The sequence below is a fragment of the Enhydrobacter sp. genome, assembly GCA_025808875.1.
GTDB lineage: Bacteria > Pseudomonadota > Alphaproteobacteria > Reyranellales > Reyranellaceae > Reyranella.
This window is the reverse complement of sequence record CP075528.1, coordinates 1,355,116-1,371,823: the sequence shown is the minus strand read 5'-3', so window position 1 is coordinate 1,371,823 and position 16,708 is coordinate 1,355,116. Positions and strand designations below refer to the sequence as shown.

Sequence of the window (16,708 nt, the reverse complement as noted above, 5' to 3'; positions counted from 1 at the left end):
CATGGCCTACCAGACAATCGAGGTGCGTAAGCTGACGCCCACCATCGGCGCCGAGATCTTCGGTGTCGATCTCGCCCAGCCGCTCGGCAACCAGCAGTTCCAGGAAGTGCACGACGCGCTGATGGACAATCTGGTGATCTTCTTCCGCGACCAGAAGATGACCATCGACCAGCACAAGGATTTCGGCCGCCGCTTCGGGCCGCTGCACGTCCATCCCAACGCCCCGATCGCCTTCCCGGAGCACCCCGAAATCCTCGTCATCAAGGCCGACGAGAAATCCAGGCACGTCGCCGGCGAGGAATGGCACTCCGACGTCTCGTGCGACCCCGAGCCGCCGATGGGCTCGATCCTCTACCTGACCGAGGTGCCGCCCGACGGCGGCGGCGACACGCTGTTCGCCAACACCTACCGCGCCTACGAGACACTCAGCGAGCCGATCAAACGCATGCTGGCCGGCCTCACCGCGCTACATGACTCGTCCAAGGCGCACTACTATCGGGTCAAGGCGACGGACCGCGACGATCTCGAATTTCCCAACGCGGAACATCCCATCGTGCGCACCCATCCGGTGACCGGCCGGCAGGGGCTCTACGTCAATCGCGGCTTCACGCTGCGCATCCCGCAATTGCGCAAGCACGAAAGCGACGCGCTGCTCGAGATGCTCTACCGCCACATCGAGACGCCCGAGTTCCATTGCCGCTTCAAGTGGCGGCCCAACTCCGTCGCCTTCTGGGACAATCGCTGCGCCCAGCACCACGCCCTGTTCGACTATTTCCCACATCGCCGTTACGGTCATCGCGTGACGGTGTGCGGCGACAAGCCGTTTCATCGCGCCACCTGACTCGGCGACGGCGTTTGAGGTAGGCTCGCGGCCTGCTTGGAGGGAAACGCACGCCGATGATCAAGTTCTACTACAACCTTGCGCCCAACCCGACGAAGGTGGCGCTGGCGCTCGAGGAGATGGGCCTCGCCTACGAATTGGTGCCGGTCGACACGCGCAAGGGCGACCAGCACACGCCGGCGTTCCTCGCGATCAACCCCAACGCCAAGGTGCCGGCGATCGTCGACGGCGACGCCACGGTGTTCGACAGCAACGCCATCCTTCTCTATCTCGCGGAGAAGACCGGCAAGTTCCTGCCGGCCAAGGGCGACAAGGCGCGCGGCGAGATGCTGTCGTGGCTGATGTTCGTCGCCTCGGGCATCGGCCCCTATTCGGGCCAGGCCGTCCATTTCCGCAACTTCGCGCCGGAGCCCAAGGAGTATGCGGTCACGCGCTACACCTTCGAGGCGCGCCGCCACTGGGGCATCCTCGACGAGCGGCTCGCCCGGCGCCGCTTCATGCTGGGCGACGACTACGGCGTCGTCGACATGGCCGTGTGGGGCTGGTCGCGCCTGGTGCCCGTCGTGCTCGGCAACGACGCCTTCGCCGCCCTGCCCAACGTCAAGCGCCATCTCGACGAGATCTCGGCGCGGCCCGCCGCGCAACGCGCGCTGGCGCTGAAGGACCGCCATGCCTTCAAGACGGAGATGGACGACGACGCCCGCCTCAACATGTTCCCGCACTTGAAGAAGGCGAGTTGAGCGGCCATGTCGACGGGACCATGAGCGCGCCCGCCTTCAGCGTCCTGCCCCATCGCGGGGTCATCGCCGTGTCGGGTCCCGACCGGGTCGAGTTCCTGCAAGGGCTGATCTCCAACGACGTCACCAAGGTGGCGCCGGGCAAGGCGATCTGGGCCGCGCTGCTGACGCCGCAGGGGCGGTTCCTGAACGACATGTTCGTGGTCGATGCGGGCTTCGGCACGCTCCTGCTCGAGACCGAGCGCGAGCGCGCCCCCGCCCTGGCCAGGAAGCTTTCGCTCTACAAGCTGCGTACCAAGGTGACGGTCGAGGATCGCAGCGCCGGGATGGACGTCGCCGCCGTCTTCGGGCCGGGTGCCGAGACATGCAACGCGGTGCCCGGCGCCCTGTCGTACGTCGATCCCCGCCTGCCGGCGCTCGGCGTGCGCGTGCTGCTGCCGCGGGGCGAGGCCGCGCGGCTGCTGCGTCTGCCCGAGGCGCCGGTCGCGGAGTACGAGGCGTTGCGGCTCCGCCTCGGCGTGCCCGACGGCAGCCGCGACCTGCCGGTCGAGAAGGCGCTACTGCTCGAAAGCGGCTTCGACGAGCTGAACGGCGTCGACTGGAAGAAGGGCTGCTACATGGGCCAGGAACTCACGGCCCGCACCAAGTATCGCGGCCTCGTCAAGCGCCGCCTGTTCCCGGTGAAGGTCGAGGGTGCGCTGCCCGCGCCCGGCACGCCCGTCCATCTCGACGGCCGCGAGGTCGGCGAGATCCGCTCCGGCCAGGGCGACCGCGCGATCGCCATGCTGCAGATCGAGGCGCGCACCGGCGCGCTGACCGCCAACGACGCGCGGCTCACGCCCGAGCCGCCTGAGTGGATGCGCCTGCCGGAACCCATCGCGACCTGAGGCGCCCCGCAAGCCTTGCATCGGGCACGCGCTAATGTATATTTTATCAATACGACTCTAGACGCCGGATGCGAAAGGAACGCCACGTGGAATGTCGCGATTCTGCCGGCATCATGAAAGGAGCCTTGCAGGCCGCGCAGGGCTCGGCAGCAGCCATGCACGAATTGCAATCGCCTGTTTTTGTACATACCTTGGCGGCAATTCCCGCAATTTCCCTCAGTGCGCCAGCACTCTCGATGCCGGAAAATTTGGTCCAAGTCGGGCGAGCGTCTCGCATGGCTCCACCGTTCGACGCATGGCTGTGGCAGACAGGGACAGGCCGGCTTAAGGTCGCGTCATCCCGCAGCCTCCGCCGACGTTCCAGGAGCCGCCCGTGAGACTCATCAATCCCAATCCATTCACGACCCGGCCCGAGGTCACCGGCACGTTCGGCGTCGTGACCTCGACGCACTGGATCGCCACCGCCGTCGGCATGGGCATCCTCGAGCGCGGCGGCAACGCCTTCGACGCCGCCGTCGCCACCGCCTTCACCCTACAGGTGGTCGAGCCGCATCTCTGCGGGCCGGGCGGCGACGTGCCGCTGATCCTGCATGCGGTAAAGCACGGCCGAACCGAGATCGTGTGCGGCCAGGGCTCGATGCCGGCCGGCGCCACCATCGCCCATTACAAGGGCCATCTCGGACTCGATCTCATCCCCGGGACCGGCCTGCTGCCGGCCTGCATCCCCGGCACGTTCGACGCCTACATGACGGTGCTGCGCGACTACGGCACGATGCGCGTGGCCGACGTGCTGACGCCCGCCATCGGCTACTGGCTGAACGGCCATCCGCTGGCCGAGCGCGCCTCGGCCACCATCGCCACCGTCGCCGACAATTTCCGCCAGCACTGGCCGAGCTCGGCGGCGATCTTCCTGCCGGGCAACGAGGTGCCGAGACCGGCGTCGCTGTTCCGCAACGTCGCGCTCGGCAACACCTATGCGCGCCTCCTCGCGGAAGCCGAGGCCGGCGGCGGCGGGCGCGAGGCCGAGATCGAGCGCGCTCGCAGGGCGTGGAGCCAGGGTTTCGTCGCCGAGGCGATCGACCGCTTCTGCTCGGCCGAGGAGGTGATGGACGTCTCGGGCCGGCGCCACCGGGGCGTGCTGCGCGGCGACGACATGGCGCGGTGGCAGGCCACGGTGGAAACGCCGCTCGCCTACGACTACGGCCGCTACACGGTGTGCAAGGCGCACAGCTGGACGCAGGGGCCGGTGGTGCTGCAGCAGCTCGCGCTGCTCAAGGGCTTCGACCTCGACGGCATGGACCCGACCAGCGCCGACTTCATCCATCTGGTCGTCGAGGCGAGCAAGCTCGCCTTCGCCGACCGCGAGGCCTTCTACGGCGATCCGGCGTTCGTCGACGTGCCGATGCAGACCCTGCTGTCGGACGCCTACAACGCCAACCGGCGCCGGCTGATCGATCCGACGCGCGCCTCGCTGGAGCAGCGCCCGGGCAGGGTCGACGGCTATGGCGGCGTGGTGAAGCTGCGCCGCGCCGACGGCCAGCGGCTGGGCGTGGCGGCGAGCGGCGCCGGCGAGCCGACGGTCGGCCGCGTCGGCCAGACCAGCGGCGACACCGTGCATTTCGACATCGTTGATCGCGACGGCAACATGATCTCAGCCACGCCCTCGGGCGGCTGGCTGCAAAGCTCGCCGGTGATCCCCGAGCTCGGCTTCCCGCTCGGCACGCGCGGCCAGATGTTCTGGCTCGAGGAAGGTCTGCCGGGATCGCTGGCGCCGGGCAAGCGGCCGCGCAGCACGATCACGCCCACGCTCGCCCATCGCGACGGCGAGCCCTACATGGTGTGGGGCTCGCCCGGCGGCGACCAGCAGGACCAGTGGATCACCCAGCTCTTCCTGCGCCACGTCCATTGCGGCATGAACCTGCAGGAGGCGATCGACGCGCCGGCCTGGCACAGCGAACATTTCCCCTCCTCCTTCTGGCCGCGCACTGCCCGGCCGGGCGTGCTGGTGCTGGAGGGCCGCGTGCCGAAGGAGACGGTCGACGAGCTGAGGAAGCGCGGCCACGAGGTCGAGCTGAACGACGACTGGTCCGAAGGCCGGCTCACGGCGGCGTCGCGCGAGGATCCCTGGCGCCGGGCCGCGGCCAACCCGCGCGGCATGCAGGGCTACGCGGCGGGACGCTGAGGTCGGCACCCTCATGACCTGGTCGATCATCCTGCACGAGCGCTCGAGCGGCCGCATCGGCGTCGCCGTCGCCACCAAGTTCTTCGCCGTCGGCGCGCGCGTGCCGCATGTCGAGCCGACCCGCGGCGCCGTCTGCACGCAGGCGCTGACCAACCCGCTCTACGGCCGCCATGGGCTGCGGCTGATCCGCGACGGCGTCGGCGCCGCCGACATCGTGCGGATCCTGACGGCGCCCGACGCCGGCCGCGAGCACCGCCAGCTCCACGTCCTGGGCGCCGACGGCCGCTTCGCCGCCCACACCGGCGCCGAGTGCGTGCCGTGGTGCGGTCACTGGATCGGCGACGACATGTCGATCGCCGGCAACATGCTGGCCGGTCCCGACGTCATCGCCGAAACGGCGCGGGCGTTGCGGGAGAACGCCGCGCTACCGCTGCCGCGCCGGCTGATCGCGGCGATGAAGGCGGGCGAGGCTGCCGGCGGCGACAAGCGCGGCAAGCAGTCGGCGGCGCTGCTGATCTACGGCAACCAGGAATATTCCGAGCTCGACCTCCGGGTCGACGACCACGTCGATCCCCTCGCCGAGCTGGAACGCCTCGAGGCGGTGAGCCGCGAGCGGTGGACGCATTTCCGCGCCTTTTCGCCGACCCGCGAGAACCCGTCGGGCATCTTCGATCGCGCCGCGATCGAGGCCGGAGTCGAGCGCAGCCTGGCGGCCGAGCGCGCGGTGGGGAAAGGCTAGGAGATCGACCGCTTTCTCCCGACAACGGCCGGATCCGGCCTCAGTTGGTGACGGTGCCGAGCGGCAGTCCCGTCGCGTCGAGTTGCTGCTCGCGGCGCAGCACGATCGCCTCGGGGGCCTCGACCTCCGGCAAGGGCTTGCTCGGGTCGACCGCGCGCACCATGGCGACGATGCGCTTCATGCCGCTCGACGCCTCCTCCGGGATCAGGCGCCGCCAGCCCTGCTTCTCCCAGTAGCCGACGTCCGTCGGCAGGGCCTGGGTATAGAGCATGTTGCAGCCGCGGCTCTGCGCCAGATGCCGGCAGCGCTCGAGCAGGAGCTGGCCGATGCTGTGGCCGCGGAAGCGCTGGATGACGGCCAGCCGTTCCGGCATGGCGAAGGACTGGAACCAGCGCACGCGCACCGCCCCGACCGGCTCGTCGCCGACATAGGCGATGACGTGGGTGGCGCCGAAATCGTGGCCGTCGAACTCCTCCGAGTAGGGCACGTCGAGTTCGCCGATGAAGCAGGCGGCGCGCACCGCGAAGGCCTGCAGCGAGTCCTCCATCTTCATGGCCAGCTTGGTGGTGACGGCTTCGCCGCCGATCGTTCGAGTCGTGTCAGACATCTCGGTCCCCCTCAGTTCGCCCGGCGCTCGGTCCATGCCGCGTGCGGATTGCTCGCCCCCCGCTTGACCGACTCCTCCAGTATTCCCGGCATGTCGAGACGATCCTCCGGCCTGTTCAGCAGGAGAGGATCGCTGTGCATCGTCGGCGCTTCCTCCGGCCGGTCGGTGAGGTCGTAATAGAACGCCCCGTACTCGTGGTCGGAGAAGTAGAAGACCTTGTCGTCGACCCGCTTGAAGCCCATGCGCTCCATGATCGGCCACAGCCGGTGCTGCGAGTGAAGGTAGACCTTGGCGAAGCCCTTGCTCCGGGCGAAGTCCTTCGCCCATTCGATGAAGGGCTGCCACAGCCCCATCGAGCGGTAGCGCTTCAGCACGACGGCGCGCTCGAACTTCACGAAGGACTGGAACCAACGCAGCCGCATGCACGACGCCGGCTCGCCGTCGACATAGAGGATGAGATGGCTCGCGGTGTAGTCGTTGCCGTCGAACTCCTCCCGGTACGGGCACTGCTGCTCGCCGATATAGACCGCCGAGCGCAGCATGAAGCACTGCATGAGCTCGTCCGACGTGGATGCGAGCTTGATGGTCACGACCGGCCGGTTCGTCCCGCGGCCCGCCGTCTCTTGCACGGTCATGCTAAACCCCCTCGATCAGTACTCCGTTGTCGTTCCGGAAGCGGCGGCCCCCAGCCACCACCACCGGCACGTTCGCCGTCAATTGCGTCATCACGTCGGTCACGACCGACGCGGTCATGCCCTTGGCGCCGCGACGGATCGCGGTGGCCGACACCGCGTCGCGCCGCAGGATGCGCCACGGATAGATCCAGCCGCTCTCGTCGCAGATCTGGCGCACCGTCATGCCGCCGATGTCGGTGCCGTGCAGTGCATGCAGGCGCTTGCCCGGATGGCGCTTCTTCACCTCGGCGATCACGCCCTGGAAGCCGCGCTTGTCGTAGGTTTCGCGAAAGAACGCGACCTCGACCCGGTTGCCCAGCCCGGCTTCGGCCACCGCGAGCTCGATCAGCGCCTTGCGCGTCTCGGGAGGCAGGAATTGCCGGCCCGACGGAAAGTAGTCGACGTTCACGTCGGCCTTGTCGGTGGCTTCGTAGATCTGGAAGCCGTTCTCGAGCCGCGCCACCCGGATCTGGCCCTTGCGGAAGGCGTCGGCATGCAGGCGCGGCACCAGAGTGGGATGGATGATGATCCTGTCGAGGTCGCGTTCCTCGATCGCCCGGCGCACCATTTCGAGATGCGTGTTGTGGAACGGATTGAAGGTGCCGAAGAACAGGCCGATGCCGCCCCTGGGCGCGGCGACGGAGCGGATGTCCGACAGGAGGCCGAGCCCGAAGAACAGCGCGCCGAGCACGAAGCCCGCGATCAGGAAGGCTTCCCGCGCATAGGGCAGGCCCGCCGTGCCGAGCGCGGTGAGGCCGAGATTGATCGACAGGCCGATCAGCACGTTGCGGTTGGCGTCGCCGATGCCGCGCTGGAAGAGGTAGAGGCCGAGATACTGTGCGCCCTGCGAGGCGAGCGTAGTCACGAGGGCGGCGCCGGCGATCCCGCCCACCGATGCAATGCCCGCCTGGATGAGCGCACCCCCCCATAGCATGACCCAAAAGACAGCGAGATTGAACGCGAGCTGAGGCAGAAAGCGGCCCAGCTTCCCCGCCGTCACGAAACCGAACCGGTTGTTCGCCCACAGCTCCGCCTTGTTGCTGAGCTTGGCGTAGCTCGGCGCGAAGACGCCGACGAACAGTGACACCCCGATCAGCGCCGGGTTAGTCCAACTGCCATGCGCATACGCATAACTGACGTAGGAAAGCACGCCGAGGAAGGCGGCGATTCGGGTCGACGGGCTGCGCACATAGCGCCGAACCCGGGCAGCCAAAACCGCCAGGCCGATCGATTTGCCGTTGTCCGAGCCGATGACGGCCACGTTGCACCCTGCCCCGTTGCGACGTGTCAATCTGGAAAACCACTAGGGATTGATTGACTAACCAATGCAGGAGCTAGATACATACCGTCAGGGTGTAGCCGTTTGTTGAAGAAGACGGCTAATGCCCTATAAACGAGACAAAAAACGACAGTGCACAATTAATGGTATAAGATAAACCATGCTGCCTACTTAAAGTAAACTTTGAGCCCGAAACTCATTTGTATCGATTGTTGCAATTATGGCCACGCCTACTCCCCGCAAGACCAAGGTGCCGAATATTCTCGGCGATTGGGACGACGTCCGCTTCTTCTTGGCCGTCGCGAAGACGGGTAGTTTCAGCGCCGCTGCAACCCAACTCAATACCAAGCAGACGACGGTAGGGCGCCGCATCCAGGCGCTCGAACGCCGGCTGGGCGCCAAGCTGTTCGACCGCCATCGCCATGGCATGGAGGTGACGCCCGCGGCGCGCGGCGTGCTTGTGCAGGCCGAATCGATGCTGTCGAACGCCACCGCCATCGAGCGCCACCTGGCCGGCCTCGACCGCGAGATGTCGGGCGTGGTGCGCATCGCCTCGACCGAGGGCTTGGCGGCGCACTGGCTGGTGCCGCGCCTCGACCGGCTGCGCCGCTCGCATCCCGACATCATCGTGCAGGTCATCGCCAGCGACCAGGTGCTCGACCTCGCCACGCGGCAGGCCGACCTCGCCATCCGCTTCTTTCGCCCGACCTCCAACCAGCTCGTCGCCGCTCGTGTCGGGCAGTTCAACATGTCGGTGTTCGCTGCGCCGTCCTATATCGAGCAGTACGGCCTGCCGCAGAAGCTCGAGGATCTGCGCGAGCACCAGATCGTCGACCACACCACGCTGCACAATCTGCCGGTGATGAAGCCATGGAGCGAGGTGGTCGAACGCAGCCCCAGCGTCGTGCTGCGCACCAACTCGTCCTACGCCGCCATGGAGGCGGTGAGCGTCGGCTACGGCATCTCGGTGTTTCCCGACTACGTCACCAAGATGTCGAACCTCGTGTCAGCGCCGATCGACCTCGGGATCGTGCGCGACATCTGGCTGGTCAGCCACGAGGAGACCAACAAGGGCGCGCGCATCCGCACCGTCATCGACTACGTGCGTGAGCAGTTCCGCCAGGACGAGCGCGAGTGGTTCAGCCCGCCGACCGGCCGCTCGTCGCTGGTCGCCGCCTAGGGCAGCACGGCCTTGAGCCGCTTGTAGATCGCCTCGACCTCGGCCTTGTCGCCGGGCCTGTATTCCCAGTTGAAGGCGAGATTGTCGCCCTGCCGGCGCGGTAGGATGTGGAAGTGCAGGTGCGGCACGCTCTGCCCCGCTCCCGGGCCGTTGGCCTGGATCAGGTTCACGCCCGCGGGCTTCAGCTCGCTGACGACCGCCTTGGCGACGCGCTGCGCCGCGCGCGCTGTGGCCGCCAGCACGTCGGGCGGAATGACGTCGACCGTCGGCCAATGGCCCTTGGCGACCGCCAGCGAATGGCCGGGGTTGACCGGATTGATGTCCATGAAGGCGATGGTGTCGGCATCCTCGAACAGCTTGAAGCACGGGATCTGCCCGGCGACGATCTTGCAGAAGATGCAGTTGGAATCGGTCGGGTGAGTCATCGTGCTTCCTCCAGGGCCGCCGACAGGGCGCGCAGGTGCCCGAACGGCTGGACGCCAGGCGGCAGCGACGCATCCAAACCGAGCCTGTCGAGGCGCGCAAGCCCGCGCCGGCCGAACCGCTCGCGCAGCGCCTCGCGCACCCAGCCCTCGCTCTGGCGATGGCGGGTGATCTCGAGGCGGCCCTCCGTCGACAGGTGCATACGATGCTCTTCCAATGCCACCATGAGCCGATCGATTCCCGCGCCGCCGCGCGAGGAGGCGGCGAGCACGCGCACCGGCCAATCGTCGCCGCCGGCCGACGCCAGCGACAGCGCCCCCGCCACGTCGGCGCGCGCCCGTTCCGCCGCGGCGCCGAGATCGCTCTTGGTCACGACGACGAGATGCGGGATCTCGACGATGCCCGCCTTCATGAACTGCAGCGAATCACCCGATCCGGGCTGGACGCAGAAGACGACGGTGTCGGCCACGCCTGCCACGTCGGTCTCGGACTGGCCGACACCGACCGTCTCGATCAGCACGCGGTCGAAGACGGCACGCATCACCACCATCGCCGCCAGCGTCTGGTCGGCGAGCCCGCCGAGCCGTTCGCGCGCCGCCATCGAGCGCACGAAGCTGCCGTCGTCGGCCGCGTCGTGGGCGATCCGCACGCGATCGCCCAGCAGCGCGCCGCCGCTCGTCCGCGACGACGGATCGACCGCGATCACGCCGACCGACCGGCCGTCGCGGCGCCACGACGCGACCAGGGCCGCGCAAAGCGACGACTTGCCGACGCCCGGCGGACCGGTGACGCCCACCACATGCGCGCGCGCCCCGCGCCACGCTGCGTCGAGCAGTGCCAGCGCCGTCTCGCTTTCGGGATCGCGCTCGAGGCCGGCGAGCGCCGCGGCGAGCGCGCGCTTGCCGCCTCCGCCCTCGGCGACGGGCCGGAGCGCGTCGAGGTTCATTCCGTCCTGAGCGGCCCGCCCAGCGCCGCCTGCGCCGCCGCCAGCCGCGCGATGGGCACGCGGTAGGGCGAGCACGAGACGTAGTCGAGCCCGGCCTTGTGGCAGAAGAAGACCGAGGCCGGGTCGCCGCCATGCTCGCCGCAGATGCCGAGCTTCAGGCTGTTGCGGGTCTTGCGGCCGCGCTCGAGCGCGATCTCGATCAGCTCGCCTACGCCCTCGATGTCGAGCGACGCGAACGGATCGTGCTCGAAGATACCGCGCTGCTGGTACTTCTCGAGGAACGACGCCGAATCGTCGCGGCTCAGCCCGAAGGTGGTCTGCGTCAGGTCGTTGGTGCCGAAGGAGAAGAACTCGGCCGATTCCGCGATCTCGCCGGCACGCAACGCCGCGCGCGGCAGCTCGATCATGGTGCCGACGAGGTACTCGATCTTCTGGCCCGACTGGTCGCCAACCTCCTGGGCAACCTGATCGACCACGGCCTTCATCAGGTCGAGCTCCTTGCGGGTGGCGACCAGCGGGATCATGACCTCGGGCACCACCGTCTTGCCGCTCTTCTTCTGGACCTCGGCGACCGCCTCGAAGATGGCGCGCGCCTGCATCTCGTAGATCTCGGGATAGGAGATGCCGAGCCGGACGCCGCGATGGCCGAGCATGGGGTTCGATTCGTGCAGCTTGTGGGCGCGCGCCTCGATCTCGCGCGTCGCCAGACCCAGCTGCTTGGCCAGCCCCTCCATGTCAGCCTGGGTCTTGGGCAGGAACTCGTGCAGCGGCGGATCGAGCAGGCGGATCGTCACCGGCAGGCCGGCCATGATCTCGAACAGCTCGACGAAGTCCCGGCGCTGCATGGGCGCGATCTTGGCGAGCGCGGCGCGCCGGCTCTTCTCGTCGTCGGCCAGGATCATCTCGCGCACCGCCAGGATGCGGTCGCCGTCGAAGAACATGTGCTCCGTGCGGCACAGTCCGATGCCCTCGGCGCCGAACGTGCGCGCCTGTGCCGCGTCGGTCGGCGTCTCGGCGTTGGCGCGCACGCCGAGCCTGCGCACCTCGTCGGCCCACGCCATCAGCTCCGCGAATTCGCCGCTCAACTCGGGCTGCACCGTCGGCACCACGCCCAGCATGATCTCTCCGGTGGCGCCGTCGAGCGTGATCCGGTCGCCGCCCTTCACCACCGTTCCGCGCACCGTCATCGTCGCGGCCGGCTCGTCGATGCGCACGTCGCCGGCGCCCGCGACGCACGGCTTGCCCATGCCGCGCGCCACCACGGCGGCATGGCTGGTCATGCCGCCGGTCGAGGTCAGGATGCCCTCGGCCGCGTGCATGCCGTGGATGTCCTCGGGGCTCGTCTCGCGGCGCACCAGGATGACCTTCTCGCCGCCATGTGCACGCTTCTCCGCCTCGTCGGCCGAGAACACGATCTTGCCCGACGCTGCGCCCGGCGACGCCGGCAGACCCTTGGCGATCACCTTGCGCGGCGCTTTCGGATCGAGCGTCGGATGAAGAAGCTGGTCGAGGCTCGACGGCACGATGCGTGCAACCGCCTCCTTCCTGTCGATCAGTCCCTCGCGCACCATGTCGACGGCGATCTTGAGCGCGGCCTTGGCGGTGCGCTTGCCGTTGCGCGTCTGCAGCATGTAGAGCTTGCCGCGCTGCACGGTGAACTCGATGTCCTGCATGTCGCGATAGTGCTTCTCCAGCGTCTCGCGCACGCCGGCGAGTTGCCTGAAGACCTCGGGCATTACCTCTTCCATGGCCGGCGCGTCGGACTTCTGCGCCTGCTTGCCCTCGATCGTGAGGTGCTGCGGCGTGCGGATGCCCGCCACGACGTCCTCCCCCTGGGCGTTCACGAGGTACTCGCCGTAGAACAGATTGTCTCCCGTCGACGGATCGCGCGTGAAGGCGACGCCGGTGGCGCAATCGTCGCCCATGTTGCCGAACACCATCGCCTGGACGTTGACGGCGGTGCCCCAGCTCTCCGGGATCGAGTGCAGGCGCCGATAGGTGATGGCGCGCTGGTTCATCCACGAGCCGAACACGGCGCCGATCGCGCCCCAGAGCTGCTCGCGCGGCTCCTGCGGAAACGGCTTGCCGGTGCGCTTCTCGACGATCTTCTTGTATTCGCCCACCACCATGCGCCAGTCGTCGGCCTTGAGATCGGTGTCCATGTGGACGCCGATGTCCTCCTTGCGCAGCTCCAGCGCCTCCTCGAAATAGTGATGGCCGACGTCGAGCACGACGTTGGAGAACATCTGGATGAAGCGCCGGTAGCTGTCCCAGGCGAAGCGCTCGTCGCCCGACGACTTGGCGAGGCCGAGCACAGTGCGGTCGTTGAGGCCGAGATTGAGGACGGTGTCCATCATGCCCGGCATCGAGGCGCGCGCGCCGGAGCGTACCGACACCAGCAGCGGATTGACCGGGTCGCCGAACCTCGCGCCCACGATCTTCTCGATCGACGCCAGCGCCTGCTCGACCTGATCCTTGAGTTCGCCGGGATAGGAGTTCCCGTTGGCGTAGAAATAAGTGCAGACCTCGGTCGTCACGGTGAAGCCCGGCGGCACCGGCAATCCCAGGCTCGACATCTCCGCGAGATTGGCACCCTTGCCGCCCAGCAGGTCGCGCATCTCGGCGCGCCCCTCGGCGATGCCGTTGCCGAAACTGTAGACCCACTTGGCCGTCGTCTGAGCCATCTTCAGCCCTCGATCCGAGAAAAATCCGCCACCGCATCCATGGTGGCCCGTATCTGGTTGAGCAGTTTGAGCCTGTTCAATCGCAATTCGGGCTTATCGGTGACGTTCACTGTGACCTTTTCGAAAAATGCGTCGATAGGGGCACGCAATCCCGCCAACGCCGCCATCGCGCCGGCGAAATCCTCCCGTTCCAGAGCGGCTCTTGCCGAGCGTCCGACATCGGCCAGGGACGAGGCAACGGCCTTCTCCTCTGCTTGCTCCAGAAGGGCGGCATCGGCGACCCCGGCGATCCGTGCCAACAACGTCTTGTCCTTCTTCTCCTCGGCACGAACGATGTTGGCCGCCCGCGCATAGGCGGTGAGCAGGTTCTTGCCGGCATCGGTCTCGACGAAGGATTGCACCGCCCCGACGCGCGCCAGCAGGCGCACGAGATCGTCTTCGCCGCCCAGCGCGAAGACGGCATCGACGATGTCGTGCCGGACACCCTTCTCGCGCATCTGCACCTTCAGGCGATCGGCGATGAAGGACAATAAAGAATCAAGACATTTGGCACTATGAGCGTCGATTCGAGCTTTGTAGGCGTCAAGGTCTTCCTCGGCGTCCGTATTCGTGAATAACGCCCGTTGCGCCAACATTCGCGGCGTTCGATTCCCTACGTTCGAAGAACCCGACATACGCTGAATGTCTTCAGCTCGATCAACCAAAATATCCACATGGGGCGACGCATCGAATATGCTCATCGAAGACTCATCGGTACGCTCAAACAGCTTAATGACATTGTCCAGAACAAGCCCTTCCGCCAAGTAGCTCCTGAACGTCGATGCGTTAATCAGTGAAATTAGACGACGTTCCTCCTGCATGTCTCGACCGTCTCTATTGAAGTAGTCGATCAATCGGTCGGCCACGGAGGGATCGCGATAAGCGATGTGTTCATAGTGCGTCTTAAGAAGCTGAGACAGAGGAACCCTGATCCCTGTCTCAGTTATCAAGCGAATACATCCTAAAGCGGCTCGACGCAGGGCGAACGGATCCCTAGAACCTGTCGGCTGTTCACCAATAGCCCAGAATGAAACAAGAGCGTCGAGCTTGTCGGCCAGCGCCACGGCGATCGACACCGGCGCGCTCGGGCAGCGGTCGTTCGGGCCGGCGGGTGCATAGTGGTCGCCGATCGCCTCGGCGACCTCCATCGGCAGCTCCTCGCTGAGCGCGTAGTAACGGCCCATCACGCCCTGCAGCTCGGGGAACTCGCCCACCATGCCGCTCACCAGGTCGGCCTTGCAGAGCAGCGCAGCCTGCTCGACGTGGCCGCGCTCGGCGCCCGGTACGAGGCCGGCGATCTCGACGGCTAGCCTGGCGATCCGGCCGACGCGATCCGCCTGCGACCCGAGCTTGGCATGGAAGACGACATCCTTCAGCGCCAGCAGCCGGTCTTCGAGCCGCACCTTCCGGTCCTGGTCCCAGAAGAACTTAGCGTCGCTGAGACGCGCGCGCAGGACGCGCTCGTTGCCGTCGACGATGGTGCGCCCGCCGTCGGCCGCGACGTTGTTTGCAACCACCACGAAGCGGTTGGCGAGCTGGCCGTCCTTCTTCTCGGTCGAAAAGTAACGCTGATGCGTCTTCATCGACACGATCAGCACTTCCGGCGGCACGTCCATGAAGGCGGCATCGATCGTACCCATGAGCGGCACCGGCCACTCGACCAGGCCGGCCACCTCATCCAGCAGGGCCGCGTCGTTCTTCAGCCCCACCTGCGCCGACCGGCAGAGCCGCTCGGCGCCTTCGATGATGATTTTCTTACGCTCGGTCGCATCGATCAGTACATGCGCGTCCCTGAGCTTGGCCTGGTAGTCGGCAAAGCTCGACACCCTGATCTCCCCGTTGCTCAAGAAACGATGGCCGCGTGTGGTGTCGCCGAACTTCACCGGCGCCATGTCACCGCCGATGGGGAAGTCACCATCTAGCACTTTGCCGTCGAACACAGCTACGATCGACTGCACCGGCCGCACCCACTGAGCTGTGCCACTGCCCCATTTCATCGATTTCGGCCATGACAGAAGTCGGGCGAACTCGATCACGCCAGGCAGGGCCTCGGCGGTTGGACCACCGTTCTTCTTCACGGTAGCGAACCAAAACTCGCCCTTGCCGGTGTCACGCTTCTCGGCCTGATCGAGCGACGCGAGGCCTACGGCTCTCAGAAAGCCTTGAATTGCCTGATCCGGCGCACCAACCCGTGGTCCACGTTTCTCTTCCGTCACGTCGGGCCGCACAGTCGGCAAGCCATCAACCACGAGCGCCAGCCGCCGTGATGTTGCGAAGGAGCGCATGTCGGTAAAGGGCAGTCCAATTATCTTCAGGCCGTCGGCGATCAGGCGCTTGAGGTCCTCAGCCGCGCGCGCCTGCATGCGCGCGGGAATCTCCTCCGACAGAAGTTCCAGGAGCAGCTCAGCCATTGCTGTACCCCTGTCGTCCTGAGCGCAGCGAAGGACCTAGCTGCTCGACTAGAGGCCCTGTCGAAGCACTAGATCCTTCGCTGCGCTCAGGATGACAACGGGCCTTCATGCCGCCCCCGCCGCCTGCTTCTGGGTGGCAAGCCAGATCTCGCAGCACGCCTTGGCGAGGCCGCGCACGCGCAGGATGTAGCTCTGCCGCTCGGTGACGCTGATCACGCCGCGTGCTTCGAGCAGGTTGAAGCAATGCGAGGCCTTGATGCATTGCTCGTAGGCGGGCAGCGGCAGCTTGCGCTCGATCAGCCGCCCGCATTCCTTCTCCGCATCGGCGAAGTGGCGGAACAGCATGTCGGTGTCGGCGTGCTCGAAATTGTAGGCCGACTGTTCCTTCTCGTTCTGCAGGAACACGTCGCCGTAGGTCAGCGGTACTTCGGAATCGACCCGGTTGAACGGCAGATCGTAGACCGACGTCTTGTCGAACAGATACATGGCCAGCCGCTCGAGACCGTAGGTGATCTCGCCGGCCACCAGGTCGACCTCGATACCGCCCACCTGCTGGAAATAGGTGAACTGGGTGATCTCCATGCCGTCGCACCACACTTCCCAGCCCAGTCCCCAGGCGCCGAGCGTCGGACTCTCCCAGTCGTCCTCGACGAAGCGGATGTCGTGCAAAGTGCCGTCGATGCCGATCGCCTCGAGCGAGCCGAGATAGCGTTCGACGATGTCGGTTGGCGACGGCTTCAGAATCGCCTGGAACTGATAGTAGTGCTGCAGGCGATTGGGGTTTTCGCCGTAACGCCCGTCGCCGGGCCGCCGCGACGGCTGCACATAGGCCGCCCGCCACGGTTTGGGGCCGAGGGCACGCAGGGTCGTCGCCGTATGGAAGGTGCCGGCGCCCATTTCGATGTCGTAGGGCTGGAGGATCACGCAGCCCTGGCGCGCCCAGTATTCCTGCAGAGTCAGGATGAGTTCCTGAAAGCACTGCGGCTTGCTCGCGAGGGGTGACTTCGACACGGGCGTCCCGGGATTAAGAAGGCCTTGTGTTTCCGTCACTTAGGCCGTTTTTGCGGTGCGGCAAAATA

The 16,708-nt window shown here is 66.7% G+C and carries 14 protein-coding genes; 6 read left to right on the top strand and 8 right to left on the bottom strand.

The window, feature by feature from the left end; genetic code table 11:
* Position 1 precedes the first annotated feature (1 nt).
* The 5 genes from KIT25_06955 to KIT25_06935 all read left to right on the top strand — a co-directional run bounded on the left by KIT25_06955 (position 2) and on the right by KIT25_06935 (position 5,386).
* Complete coding sequence (locus KIT25_06955) at positions 2 to 841, top strand: TauD/TfdA family dioxygenase (GenBank protein ID UYN96662.1); 840 nt, start codon at positions 2 to 4, stop codon at positions 839 to 841.
* A 56-nt stretch (positions 842 to 897) separates the two neighbouring features.
* A complete protein-coding gene (locus KIT25_06950; protein UYN96661.1) occupies positions 898 to 1,581 on the top strand; it encodes a glutathione S-transferase N-terminal domain-containing protein in 684 nt (227 codons plus the stop codon).
* A gap of 20 nt (positions 1,582 to 1,601) precedes the next feature.
* Positions 1,602 to 2,465: a folate-binding protein YgfZ gene (locus tag KIT25_06945; GenBank protein ID UYN96660.1), complete on the top strand. Its 864-nt coding sequence runs from the start codon at positions 1,602 to 1,604 to the stop codon at positions 2,463 to 2,465.
* A gap of 472 nt (positions 2,466 to 2,937) precedes the next feature.
* Positions 2,938 to 4,647 carry a gamma-glutamyltransferase family protein gene (locus KIT25_06940; GenBank protein ID UYN97854.1) on the top strand — a complete coding sequence of 570 codons (1,710 nt, stop codon included), beginning with the start codon at positions 2,938 to 2,940 and terminating at the stop codon, positions 4,645 to 4,647.
* 13 nt (positions 4,648 to 4,660) lie between these two features.
* Complete coding sequence (locus KIT25_06935; protein ID UYN96659.1) at positions 4,661 to 5,386, top strand: DUF1028 domain-containing protein; 726 nt, start codon at positions 4,661 to 4,663, stop codon at positions 5,384 to 5,386.
* Positions 5,387 to 5,426: 40 nt separating this feature from the next.
* On the opposite strand, the gene KIT25_06930 is transcribed toward KIT25_06935, so the two are convergent.
* The 3 genes from KIT25_06930 to KIT25_06920 are packed head-to-tail and all read right to left on the bottom strand — an operon-like array spanning position 5,427 to position 7,928.
* Positions 5,427 to 5,993 carry a GNAT family N-acetyltransferase gene (locus tag KIT25_06930; protein ID UYN96658.1) on the bottom strand — a complete coding sequence of 189 codons (567 nt, stop codon included), beginning with the start codon at positions 5,991 to 5,993 and terminating at the stop codon, positions 5,427 to 5,429.
* A gap of 11 nt (positions 5,994 to 6,004) precedes the next feature.
* Positions 6,005 to 6,628, bottom strand: a complete 624-nt coding sequence (locus KIT25_06925) for a GNAT family N-acetyltransferase (GenBank protein UYN96657.1) — start codon at positions 6,626 to 6,628, stop codon at positions 6,005 to 6,007.
* Between the two features lies 1 nt (position 6,629).
* Complete coding sequence (locus KIT25_06920; GenBank protein ID UYN96656.1) at positions 6,630 to 7,928, bottom strand: hypothetical protein; 1,299 nt, start codon at positions 7,926 to 7,928, stop codon at positions 6,630 to 6,632.
* A 238-nt stretch (positions 7,929 to 8,166) separates the two neighbouring features.
* Between KIT25_06920 and KIT25_06915 the strand changes: the two genes are divergently transcribed.
* Positions 8,167 to 9,126: a LysR family transcriptional regulator gene (locus KIT25_06915; GenBank protein ID UYN96655.1), complete on the top strand. Its 960-nt coding sequence runs from the start codon at positions 8,167 to 8,169 to the stop codon at positions 9,124 to 9,126.
* On the opposite strand, the gene KIT25_06910 is transcribed toward KIT25_06915, so the two are convergent.
* The 5 genes from KIT25_06910 to KIT25_06890 form a co-directional block, all read right to left on the bottom strand.
* Positions 9,123 to 9,551 carry an HIT family protein gene (locus KIT25_06910; GenBank protein UYN96654.1) on the bottom strand — a complete coding sequence of 143 codons (429 nt, stop codon included), beginning with the start codon at positions 9,549 to 9,551 and terminating at the stop codon, positions 9,123 to 9,125. The genes KIT25_06915 and KIT25_06910 overlap by 4 nt on opposite strands.
* On the bottom strand, positions 9,548 to 10,495 hold the full coding sequence (locus KIT25_06905; protein UYN96653.1) for an ATP/GTP-binding protein: 948 nt from the start codon (positions 10,493 to 10,495) through the stop codon (positions 9,548 to 9,550). Before KIT25_06905 ends, KIT25_06910 begins: the two co-directional genes overlap by 4 nt.
* Entirely contained in the window at positions 10,492 to 13,179 is a 2,688-nt protein-coding gene (gene ppdK / locus KIT25_06900; GenBank protein UYN96652.1) for a pyruvate, phosphate dikinase, read from the bottom strand. The genes KIT25_06905 and ppdK overlap by 4 nt, the downstream gene beginning before the upstream one ends.
* A 2-nt stretch (positions 13,180 to 13,181) precedes the next feature.
* Positions 13,182 to 15,629 (bottom strand): glycine--tRNA ligase subunit beta, encoded by a 2,448-nt coding sequence (gene glyS / locus KIT25_06895; protein ID UYN96651.1) that lies wholly within the window; start codon positions 15,627 to 15,629, stop codon positions 13,182 to 13,184.
* Between the two features lie 105 nt (positions 15,630 to 15,734).
* Positions 15,735 to 16,640: a glycine--tRNA ligase subunit alpha gene (locus KIT25_06890; GenBank protein ID UYN96650.1), complete on the bottom strand. Its 906-nt coding sequence runs from the start codon at positions 16,638 to 16,640 to the stop codon at positions 15,735 to 15,737.
* Between the last annotated feature and the right edge of the window lie 68 nt (positions 16,641 to 16,708).